This is a genomic window from Bartonella sp. OD88NMGDW, assembly GCF_042193775.1.
Lineage (GTDB): Bacteria > Pseudomonadota > Alphaproteobacteria > Rhizobiales > Rhizobiaceae > Bartonella > Bartonella grahamii.
This window is the reverse complement of record NZ_JBHIMA010000002.1, coordinates 155,284-167,013: the sequence shown is the minus strand read 5'-3', so window position 1 is coordinate 167,013 and position 11,730 is coordinate 155,284. Positions and strand designations below refer to the sequence as shown.

The following is an 11,730-nucleotide window of genomic DNA, read 5'->3' as shown; positions in this document are numbered from 1 at the left end:
TTTAAGCTGCTTTTGTCCTAGAAAGCGATGTTTGAAAGTCTGTTGGGGATGGATCGGAAGGGTTAAAAACAGCAGGGCGTTTCATCATCAAACGTAAAAGACGCGCAATTGTTGTTTTCATTTCTAAACGTGATACAACCATATCAATCATACCATGTTCGAGCAGATATTCACTACTTTGAAAGCCTTCTGGTAGGGTTTCGCGTATAGTTTGTTGAATCACACGTGGACCAGCAAAACCAATCATAGCGCCAGGTTCGGCAATGTGAATATCACCGAGCATGGCGTAAGAAGCAGTAACACCACCGGTGGTTGGATTAGTCAGCACAACAATATAGGGAAGTTTTGCTTCTTTCAACATTTCAATCGCTACAGTTGTACGAGGCATTTGCATCAACGAGAGCGTTCCTTCTTGCATGCGTGCGCCACCAGAAGCAGAAAAAAGAACCAGCGGACGCCTTTCGGCAATGGCAGTGTCAAAAGCTTTGATAATAGCTTCTCCTGAAGCCATACCGAGTGATCCACCCATAAAGGCGAAATCTTGAACAGTTGCAATAATTGGTAAGCCTTCAATCGTACCACGTGCACTTAAAATATTATCATCAACACCAAGTTTAGAACGATAATCTTTTAACCGGTCAATATAGCGTTTTTCGTCACGAAATTTTAAGGGATCTGTTACAACCTTTGGATTTTCAAGAGCTGTATAAACACCATCATCAAAAAAATGCATGAGACGATTTTTAGCGCTGATACGCATATGATGGCCAGAATTGGGAGCGACAAATTGATTAGCTTCCAGATCTTTATGGAAGATCATTTCACCACTGGTAGGATCTTTAATCCATAGATTTTCTGGAATTTCACGGCGCCCCAATATAGAATTAATTTTAGGACGAACATAATTTGTAATCCAGTTCATCTTTATAACCTTCCTTTAAATATTACACATCTTTCGCATAATTTGAAAGAATATGAACCTAAGCAGTCACATTTGCTTTACCGGTGTAACAAAGAAGCCTATTTAATACTTTTATCAGTGTACGTATAGCTTGTTTTTTAATTTTTTAATTTTCCAATATCATAACAATCATATCTATGAAGAGTATTCCCTATAACAAATTTCCCATAAGTTTAAGAACTTACATGTTTTTATTTTTTTACTTTGGTATTAAAATTCACTCCTTGCGATGGTTAACAACCCCCTTATTTTTCAATAAAAATGAATATCCAATTAATCATTCGTATCAACAGTTTTGAAGAAAAGAAACCTTATAATATAAGGCGTTAACAAGGCTAAAATAATCCATTTAAGATAATGTATATGATAACACCATATTAGCGAAACGCTAACATCAGAGCAAGATTTTTTTCAAAAGGTTTTTTTAAAGCGCGCGCTTTTCACAATTAAAATAGAATACCCTCAAAAATGCTATTATATTACTCATTCATGTGCTTGTTTTACACAGACATTTTTCAATAATCCCCAAAACTCTCTTATGACGGTGCTCAGAAGAGTGTACACTCTCCATGAATGGTATAAAATACATTATGCTCTTCATTTTTACTGAAATAGAAGGTACAAATCGATACCATCATACTCTTTTCCAGTTTTTAATGTGACGAAAATGTTTGCATTGAGAGGATTCATAAAAGATATTTTACGCCTTTTTGAAAGTACTTTTATCCACACACCACCTTCGTTTATGACATATTAACAAACGATTTCAATTGATCCAATATGGATAGGATTAAAATGAGAAAGCCTCATGATATTTAGGTTTTTCACTCATGTTATGAAACGATAAATTATCTTTATAAATCAATATATTGCTTTAATAAAAGATAAAGCATAAGATTTTAATATTATGCTTTCTTTGGCTGGCAAGTTTTATTAGCCTTAAAGTCAAGTAACATTATTTTTGTGTAATGCGTGCCATGGTCTTTTGGGAAAGCATTTTGTGTAAATATGTCATAAAGGCGGCTGCAAAAAGCGGTGTTGATAAATTAAGAATTGGAATCGAAACAAAAAGCGCTATCAATAATCCTGCACCAAAAACCGTTGTATAATGAGTATGTAAAAAAGCACGTGCATCTTGCTCTGTTCGAAAACGATAAGCAGCAAACAAGAAATATTCATGACCAAGCAAATAACCATTAATAACATAAAAAGCGATTAAATTAATACCTGGTATGAAGAATAAAATAAAAGCAATTCCATTACCAAGAAGGCTTAAAATAACAAATTTAAAGGAAATGATAAGAGAACGCTGAAACGGCAAAGCTTGTCCAATAGGCTCGTTTGGGTAATCCTCTTTTTCAATGATTTCAGCAACAGAGTCAATGAAAAAACCACCAATCATAGCTGCGATTGGTGCAATCAAAAAAGCCAACAAAAGAGCCAAACCAAGATTAAAAATGATAAGCACGCTAAAACCAATCCATCCCGCCCAACTAGGGAGTCCAGGAAGAAACTGAGCAATCCAGGGCCAAAAGTAAGACACAAAAAGTTGGTGCACACATAACCATAAAATGGCGAGAATGAAAAAAGTAATCCCCAATGCTTTCAGTATCATAATACTATATTGCGAGGTCAGAAGACGTTGTAAAGCACGATAGGCAGCAGTAAAAATCATAGATTAATAAACTAAGGAAAGAAGCAAAAAAACAAGAAATATATTTAAAGAATGCACAGTGTAATTTTTTATTTTTTGAATTACAAGATTTCTTTTCAAGAACATTATAAAAAACGGCTAAGGCTTCTTTGTTTAAAATAAAATTTGAATAAATAGAAATTTTGATTTTTAAAAATCAAGAAGAATTTAAAAAGCAGCTGTTGTAGAAGAAATTTTTAATATTTTTCTACAGAGTGCAGGTTATTGCGTTTATATGATATATGTGAAAAATTAAGGAATAAGAACTATTTGGGAGGAAAGTTGTTGACTTCTATTTATTCAGTAGTGTTGTCTAACTTCGTTTATCTACGTGCTTAATTGTTTTGTACAATTCCTAATGCTCTGTACTTTTATACTATTTGGCGGCATGCTTTTGCCTCTCGCTTTTATTCAAAACATATTGAGTTCAATGGAATCGGAGTAACGTAGTAGCTTGTAGATATTCTGATTTGGGCAACAGAATGATTAATATGATAGAAGTGGAAAATAAGCTTAGGCGATTGATCGTCCATATCCCATGGAAGGGTAATTTCTTGAGAAGAAGCAAAGAGTGGGAGACACCACTGATGATTAAAAATGATGAGATTTTGAATTTTAAAAGCTATAAGTGCAATGAAGTAGAATTCATTGAAGCACTTTTCATACAAGTGGTACACTGTATCAAATAATTTTTAGATAATAACACCATTAATTTATGAAGAGAATTGATCATTTTCAACTTGAATAAGAATCCAAAATATAGAAATATTCTTTAATTTCAAAGCCTTTATTCAACATCAAAAAATTATTTACTTGCACATTATAGGCGAGACCAATGTATGGATACAAAGCTTTCGATAAAGGACTAAAAATGCTTCTCATGAAACATCACAATGTGAGGATATCATGGATCAAATTCTAGTCTTTGTGGTCTTGGTATGCTGGAGAGAGGACACACACATTTAATTTTAAAGACCGATCACTGAGGAAAATAATAAAGGCGTCAGTTTCATAAACTTATAGACAGTGGTGCAATGAATTTTATCTACACTCTTTATGAGCATCAGTGTAAGATATGCTTCAAATTGTATTGAGATGTTACAATACATTGATTTATTACATTATTTTTCATAGTGAATAAGAGCTTCAAATAAAGTTGTCATATTTTCTCATTAGCTGCTCTCATCATGAAATAATCAAAATCATTTACTTGCACATCATAAATAGGAGCAATATCGGGATAAAAACATTGAAGAAAGAAAATGCTTTTATAAATTTTATTCAGTGCAAGAGCTTTCTCAAAATTGATGATAGGCAAAGTGAATGATAGCTTGTTTTTTTATAAGCTGGGGAGACAGTGGTGCAATAGATCCTACTTTTGTATGAAGACTATGGCAATTTTTTAAAGAAACATTTCCCAACAGTGCCTGTGAATGGTATAAGGGTAAAGCTCTCGTGAATAATATAAAACTTATAGGGCACCACTATCTTTACACTTAATAAAAGAGTACGGCGGGCACCATCATTCTCTCAGTATTGCTCGACAGCTCTGTTCTTGAGACGGTCCATTATAAGCGTTTTTAGTTCTTTCTTAAACGTTTTGTATTCATACGGCTATCCTTCTTTGCAACGTGCAAGAAAATGGTTTTTATTGATTCAACATGAGAGAGATTTGAAATGAGAGAATCTTACGATATTCGGGATTCTAATTTAATATAAACAACGCTAGATTATCACTATAAATCAAAATATTGTATACTAATCGAGATAGATAGACACCTATTGTTAGTTCTATTTTATAAGGTGTTTTAATATGAATGCATTTGAAGGGTTATTATTTGAAATGGGGTATATTTTCCTCATGAGGAGTAGGTGTTTGGGGGGCAAAAAATGATACAATCATGTTTGCTAATTTTTGCGCTACGTGTTGTTTACTCATATGGGGCCATTGTTCAACTTTTTCCTTACTCACGAGATAAACTTGATTTGTATCAGCACCCATGACACTTGTGCCATCTAGTTGAAGAGAAATATCATTAGCAAGAATGAAATCAGCTCCTTTTTCAACACATTTTTTTTGCGCATTGGCAATGATATCACATGTTTCAGCAGCAAAACCAATGACCAGTGAGGGGCGGTTTGGAGCGTGTCCAATCGTTGCTAAAATGTCAGGATTTTCGACCATATGAAGGGATGGTGGTATTTTATGAGCATTCTTTTTAATTTTGTGTAAAGACTGCGTTTGACTGCGCCAATCACAAACAGCGGCAACGAAGATGGCACCATCAGCAGGCAATGCGGTTTGAACGGCTTGTAACATCTGTTGTGCTGTTTCAACATGAATGGTTTTTACTTCTTGTGGGTCTGCAAGATTAACAGGTCCACAAATAAGTGTTATTTTTGCACCCAAATGCGCAAGAGCGGTTGCGATGGCATGACCTTGTTTTCCTGAAGATCGATTAGCAAGATAACGCACCGGATCAATTGGTTCATGGGTAGGGCCAGAGGTAACGATGAAATGGCGGTCAGAGAGAGGTTTTTCATGCACATTCAAAAGAGCCTCTATGGTAGCGACAATCGTTAAAGGTTCACTCATGCGCCCATATCCTATCTCGTCACGTTCAGCCATATTTCCGATTTCTGGTCCAATGATATGAACGCCATCTGCGCGCAGTTGTGCAACATTGCGAATAGTGGCGGGATGCGCCCACATGGACGGATTCATAGCAGGTGCAATTAAGAGTGGACAGCGTGCCGCTAAAAGGATGCAATCAGCCAGATCATCTCCTATGCCATTGGCTATTTTTGCAATGCGATTGGCTGTAGCAGGGGCTAAAATAATAAGGTCAGCATTACGTGCTAATCGGATATGTCCAATATCGTGTTCTTCTTCGCGTGAAAATAAATCAGTATATACAGTACTACCGCTTAAAGCTTCAGCGGCTAAAGGCGTAATAAATTTTTGTGCTGCTTTTGTCATTACAACTTTTAAGTGTGCTCCACGTTCTTGTAAACGGCGCATCAAATCAAGTGCTTTATAGGATGCAATACTTCCTCCAATAATAAGAAGGAGAGATTTTGATTTCAATGATTGCACTTCAACAGCACTAGTATGAGAGAGTTGTGTGGTGTAAGGAGTGGGATTGCTTAAAAGGCGTCGGACTTCTTCTTCCATAGAAATACCATTTTTCGCGGCGCGTATGCGCAAAGCTTCTTTGGTTTCAGGAGACAGGTTACGAATAGTAATACTGGCCATAAAATACCTCCAAGAAATAAAATGATTGCAATGATTTCATTATTGATATTTTTAGCATATTAAGGAAATTAGAAAAGATGAAAAAAGTAAAAAGTGAGACAAACGCAACAAAGCGCAATGATGAAAAGGCTATAACGACCATAACGGTTTCTGCGACTTTGTTCGACAGCAAGTTGTTTGAGGGTGGCAGGAGAAAGATTAAAACCTGTTTTTCTCATTTGATCTAAATCTTCTTCTATCCGTTGGAAATTTTGAACCAATTGTGGTGTTTTGCGTGCCAGCGAAAGGAGAGCTTGCGCTCCTTCACTAAAGTCTTTTGCAACGCCTACGGGCCCTAAATTTTTACTAATCCATTCTTTGACAACAGGTTCAGAAGCTTTCCACATATTAAAAGTGGGGTCTAATGTGCGGGCAACACCTTCCACGACAACCATCGTTTTTTGCAGCAATAAAAGTTCAGGTCGCGTTTGCATGTCAAATAATTCAGTGACTTCAAACAATAAAGTGAGCAATTTAGCCATGGAAATGCTTTGTGCTGATTGTCCGTGTATTGGTTCGCCAATAGCGCGGTTGGCTTGCGCAAAGCTTTCAATATTATGGTATGAAGGAACATAACCTGCTTCAAAATGGGCGCGTGCAACCCGATGGTAATCGCGGGTAATAAAGCCGTAAAGAATTTCAGCAAGGAAATGCTTTTCTTTTTTGCCAAGTCTTCCTGTAATGCCTAGATCAACAGCAACAATACATCCTTTTGCATCTACAAATAAATTACCAGGATGCATATCGGCGTGAAAAAAACCATCACGCAATGTATGACGAAGAAAAGATTGAATAAGCGTAATGGCAAGCGCCTGCAAATCAAATCCTGCTTCTTTGAGTTTGGAAATTTCGGATATTCTGATACCATCAATCCATTCCATTGTGAGAACATTACGTCCTGTCCGTTCCCAGTCAATACGCGGAACCCGAAAGCCTGTATCATGTTGAATATTTTCAGCCATTTCAGATATAGCTGCTGCTTCTAACCGTAAATCCATTTCAAGGCGTGTTGTTTGTGCTAAAGTATCCACCACACGAACAGGACGAAGCCTTCGAGAGGCAGGGATATAGCGCTCTTGTAAGTGAGCAATGAGATAGAATCCTCTAAGATCTTTAGAAAAACGCGCTCTGATATTAGGACGAATAACTTTTACAGCACATTTTTTCTTATGACCAGTTTCATCACTGTATTCAGCTGGGTGAACTTGAGCAATAGAAGCGGCAGCAATGGGGGGATAAAAATTTATGAATAAATCATCGATAGAGCGACCAAGAGAACTTTCAATTTGAGCGACAGCGGCAGTGCAAGAAAATGTTTGGACACGATCTTGTAGTTGTGACAAATCTTCCGCAATATCACGCCCAACAATATCAGGTCTTGTGGCAAGAAATTGACCAAGTTTTATGTAAGAGGGTCCAAGCTTATTAATGGCATACGAAATATTTTCAGAACGCTGTTTTTTTTTTGTTTTGCGTCGTGCTAATGCACTCGCTATACGATGACATAGCGCTGGAAATCCTTGAAGGTCATCATGAGGAAGAGCACTTAAAACACCTTCACGTGTTAAAACCCATCCTGCACGCATCAATTGAAAGTAAGGGGAAATTTGCACCATTTTTAAATTTTCCAACCTGAATGCAGTGCTGCAATCGCACCGGTGAGATTACGGTACGATACCCGCGAAAATCCCGCATGCTTGATCATATGGGCAAAATCATCTTGCTTAGGAAATTTGCGGATAGATTCAACCAAATAACGATAAGCATCACCATCATTTGCAATAAATTGACCAAGCTTAGGGATAGCATGGAAAGACCAAAGATCATAAATTTTATCGAGCCAAGGCATATCGACATTTGAAAATTCTAAACATAAAAAACGTCCACCGGGCTTTAAAACACGAAAAGCTTCTCTAAGAGCTTGATCAATATGAGGAACATTGCGAATTCCAAAAGCAATAGTGTAAGCGTCAAAGCTTTGATCTTCAAAAGGTAGATTTTCTGCATTGGCTTCAACAAAATCAATCAGAGGGGCAAGACCATTTTTTTGTGCGCGTTTTTTGCCAACGCTGAGCATTGAGCCATTAATATCAAGCACTGTAGCATGGGCTTTTTGGCGTGAAGCATTAAGAATACGAAAAGCAATATCACCTGTACCGCCAGCGACATCAAGAACTTTCCAATGAGAAAGTGCTGGTGGGGAAAGCCAAGAAATCATGGAATTTTTCCACACACGGTGTAGCCCTAAGGATAAGATATCATTCATCTTGTCATAATTTTCAGCAACAGAATGAAACACACCATCCACCATGGATTGTTTTTGTGTTTCATCTACTCTTGTAAAACCAAAAGAGTGCTCCATGCCACCCTTGGCTCCTACACGTTCTGTTTCAACTGCCATGTGTATGACCTTCCTTATTTTTCTTTTATCGTAAATGAAATAAAGAGGGAATGTTCAAATACGAAAAAACAACGTATAAAACTGCGACATTTACACAGCTAAAAACAGAAGAGTACCTTTAGATATCAAGATTGGCAACGCTTAAGGCATTGTCTTGAATAAAAATACGTCTAGGTTCAACTTCATCACCCATGAGACGAGAAAAGAGTGAATCTGCATCGGTTGCATCATTAATTTTTACTTGCAAAAGAGAACGTGCATTAGGATCAAGCGTTGTTTCCCAAAGCTGTTCAGCATTCATTTCCCCAAGACCTTTATAACGTTGAAGAGTAATACCTTTTTTACCATTTGTAAAAATGCTCTCTAAGAGGCTCATGGGACCAAAAATATGCTCTGTTTTATCTTTGCGACGTAAAAGAACAGGAAGATGATATATGTCGATAAAATTTTGGGAAATGCGATCAATTTGGCGTGCGTCAGTTGAATTTATAAGTCCCACATCAAGCGTAACAACATCTTTAACACCACGCAAAATACGCTCAAAACATAAGTTTCCATCTGCTGTATATTGTCCACTCCAACCTTGTTCCATATCATCAGCAATCAGATTAAGGCGGTGTGCTATAGTATCTGCTATTTTTTGCGCTTTTTCTTGTGTTGCAAAGACTTCAAGATTAAAAGCGCCAACAATTGCTGCTTGTTCAACAATATTACGATCATAACGGGTATGAAGACCATTTAAAAGTTGACGTAATATACGAGCATCTTTAGCGAGTTGATACAAATCAGCCCCTGCACGAACTTCTCCCGTTGAAAGCTCAAGCGTTGTTTCTTCTAATCCAGTATCGATCAAGAATTCTTCAAACGCTGCTTCATTTTTAATATATTGGGAAGATTTTCCACGCGATACTTTATAAAGAGGAGGCTGAGCAATATAAAGATGTCCACGTTCAATCAACTCGGGCATCTGTCTAAAAAAGAAAGTAAGCAGCAAAGTTCGAATATGGGCTCCATCAACGTCCGCATCTGTCATGATAATAATCTTATGATAACGTAACTTATCCGGTGAAAATTCATCTTTACCGATAGACGTTCCAAGAGCTGTAATAAGTGTTCCAATCATATCAGATGAGAGCATGCGGTCGAAACGTGCTCGTTCAACATTGAGGATTTTACCACGAAGGGGTAAAATTGCTTGATTTTGACGTGAGCGCCCACTTTTTGCTGAACCGCCAGCCGAATCCCCCTCGACAATAAAGATTTCTGATTTTGCAGGATCACGTTCTTGGCAATCGGCAAGCTTTCCTGGCAGAGAAGTGATATCAAGCGCCCCTTTTCGTCTTGTGAGCTCACGTGCTTTACGTGCTGCTTCACGTGCTGTTGCAGCTTCTACCACTTTACTAATAAGAAGTTTTGCTTCATGAGGATGTTCTTCCAGCCACACTGAAAGACCTTCATTGACCAAACTTTCAACAATAGGGCGCACTTCAGAAGAGACTAACTTATCCTTTGTTTGTGAAGAAAATTTTGGATCAGGAACTTTGACAGAAAGAATAGCTGTTAATCCTTCACGGCAGTCATCACCGGTTAAGTTCACTTTTTCTTTTTTAGCAATACCTGAAGATTCAGCATAGCCATTAATTTGACGCGTAAGGGCACTTCTAAAACCTATCAAATGAGTTCCACCGTCACGCTGAGGAATATTATTGGTAAAACACAAGACTTTCTCATGATAAGAATCATTCCACCATAGGGCAACATCAACGCTCATACCATCCTTTTCACTTGCAATGTAAATAGGATTATCAAGCAGGGCTTTTTTTGATTGATCAATATATTTGACAAACTCCGTTAATCCACCTTCATAATGTAATTCAACTGATTTAGTATCAGCATGACGCTCGTCAACAAGGAGAATATAAACCCCAGAATTTAGAAAGGCTAATTCCCGTAAACGGCGCTCCAAAGTTTCAAAATCAAACTCAACCATAGTAAAAGTTTCAGAACTTGGTAAAAATCTGATTTCTGTTCCACTTTCTTTATCGCAATCGCCAATAATTTTTAATGGAGCATCAGCCACTCCGTGGGTAAATGATATTTCATGAATTTTACCATTCCGTCTGATTTGCAATTTAAGCCAAACGGATAATGCATTCACAACTGAGACGCCAACACCGTGTAATCCACCTGAAACTTTATAAGAATTTTGATCAAACTTTCCGCCGGCATGAAGCTGTGTCATAATAACTTCAGCTGCAGAAACACCCTCTGTTGGGTGGATATCTGTTGGAATCCCACGTCCATTATCACGAACAGAACAAGAACCATCAGCATGGAGTGTGACGTTTACAAGAGTAGCATGACCAGCTAAAGCTTCATCGATAGCATTGTCTACAACTTCATAGACCATATGGTGTAAACCTGATCCATCATCAGTATCACCAATATACATACCAGGACGTTTGCGTACAGCATCAAGACCTTTGAGGACTTTGATAGAAGAAGCGCCATAATCATCACTTTGTGCCGCTGAGGTTATTTCATCACTCATAAGTTAGTCCATTCCTGTGTTCAATTTACAATATTCTATCTGCTTTTTTAAAGCTTAATGTTCTGATCAGTTATTTATGGAATAACCACATTAAACATTTACCGTATATCAGAACTAGATTCAATATCTGTCGATATATAATGAAGAGAATGATGAAATGAGATTGTACTGTTATGTCGTAAAACTCCGTCATTTAGGGCGGTGATATAAGGAAAGTAAGCACTACCTTGATACATTAAGTATTTTTAAAGTGCGTGGTGAATATTCGGAGCAGGGTTTATTTGTATAATCTTTAGTTAAATGAAGCGCATGAGTGGATAGCCCCGAGGAATTAGTCGAGAGAAGCAGGATTGTCTAGACGTCAACGCTAATAGGAATCCTTTTCCTTTGAGAGTGGGGATGAGGTCAATTAAGCTTTACAATAATGATGCTATTTATTTTGTTTATTTTTGCATATGCGTGATGTTTCAAAATTAGTTATACATTTTTGTGTTAAACTAACAAAGGTCTTACTTGTTTTATCCATAAATCAATTTTCAATTCTAATGCTGCCGTATATTTAAAACAAAGGTTACGAGCTCTCTAAGCAGCTCAAATTTTTGTATATTAGATTGAGGCGAAAATATTGGGTATATTAGTTTGTGTTATCTTTAAAATGTGGAAAATATAAAGGCGTAAATGTAAAAGCACGTTTCCACTATCGTTCTTTTATTCAGTTTTACAACTTTTAAAAACGTTTACGGCGATGTTTTTAAAGAATGGGGGTGATGACGCATTGTCTTACGCTTTTGTTTTTCTCATTTCTGTAATGGAGGTTACGTCCCTTATT

At 37.1% G+C, this 11,730-nt stretch carries 6 protein-coding genes; all 6 read right to left on the bottom strand.

Features of this window, described 5'->3' with window-relative positions; all coding sequences use genetic code 11:
• Position 1: 1 nt before the first annotated feature.
• The 6 genes from accD to gyrB all read right to left on the bottom strand — a co-directional run bounded on the left by accD (position 2) and on the right by gyrB (position 10,901).
• Positions 2-922, bottom strand: coding sequence for an acetyl-CoA carboxylase, carboxyltransferase subunit beta (gene accD / locus ACFIJR_RS02305; protein WP_375625491.1), 921 nt, complete (start codon positions 920-922; stop codon positions 2-4).
• Positions 923-1,916: 994 nt separating this feature from the next.
• Positions 1,917-2,636, bottom strand: a complete 720-nt coding sequence (locus ACFIJR_RS02300) for a sulfate transporter family protein (protein ID WP_375625490.1) — start codon at positions 2,634-2,636, stop codon at positions 1,917-1,919.
• Between the two features lie 1,852 nt (positions 2,637-4,488).
• Entirely contained in the window at positions 4,489-5,910 is a 1,422-nt protein-coding gene (coaBC, locus tag ACFIJR_RS02295) for a bifunctional phosphopantothenoylcysteine decarboxylase/phosphopantothenate--cysteine ligase CoaBC (protein WP_375626168.1), read from the bottom strand.
• Between the two features lie 68 nt (positions 5,911-5,978).
• Positions 5,979-7,565: a 2-polyprenylphenol 6-hydroxylase gene (ubiB, locus tag ACFIJR_RS02290; RefSeq protein WP_375625488.1), complete on the bottom strand. Its 1,587-nt coding sequence runs from the start codon at positions 7,563-7,565 to the stop codon at positions 5,979-5,981.
• A gap of 2 nt (positions 7,566-7,567) precedes the next feature.
• Positions 7,568-8,350 (bottom strand): bifunctional demethylmenaquinone methyltransferase/2-methoxy-6-polyprenyl-1,4-benzoquinol methylase UbiE, encoded by a 783-nt coding sequence (ubiE, locus tag ACFIJR_RS02285; RefSeq protein ID WP_375653427.1) that lies wholly within the window; start codon positions 8,348-8,350, stop codon positions 7,568-7,570.
• A 118-nt stretch (positions 8,351-8,468) separates the two neighbouring features.
• Positions 8,469-10,901, bottom strand: coding sequence for a DNA topoisomerase (ATP-hydrolyzing) subunit B (gene gyrB, locus ACFIJR_RS02280; RefSeq protein WP_375653425.1), 2,433 nt, complete (start codon positions 10,899-10,901; stop codon positions 8,469-8,471).
• Positions 10,902-11,730: the final 829 nt, after the last annotated feature.

What these genes read in the sequence shown, in the direction of transcription:
- gyrB (WP_375653425.1), bottom strand. Translation starts at nt 10,901, where the DNA reads ATGAGTGATGAAATAACCTCAGCGGCACAAAGTGATGATTATGGCGCT.
- coaBC (WP_375626168.1), bottom strand. Translation starts at nt 5,910, where the DNA reads ATGGCCAGTATTACTATTCGTAACCTGTCTCCTGAAACCAAAGAAGCT.
- ACFIJR_RS02300 (WP_375625490.1), bottom strand. Translation starts at nt 2,636, where the DNA reads ATGATTTTTACTGCTGCCTATCGTGCTTTACAACGTCTTCTGACCTCG.
- ubiE (WP_375653427.1), bottom strand. Translation starts at nt 8,350, where the DNA reads ATGGCAGTTGAAACAGAACGTGTAGGAGCCAAGGGTGGCATGGAGCAC.
- accD (WP_375625491.1), bottom strand. Translation starts at nt 922, where the DNA reads ATGAACTGGATTACAAATTATGTTCGTCCTAAAATTAATTCTATATTG.
- ubiB (WP_375625488.1), bottom strand. Translation starts at nt 7,565, where the DNA reads ATGGTGCAAATTTCCCCTTACTTTCAATTGATGCGTGCAGGATGGGTT.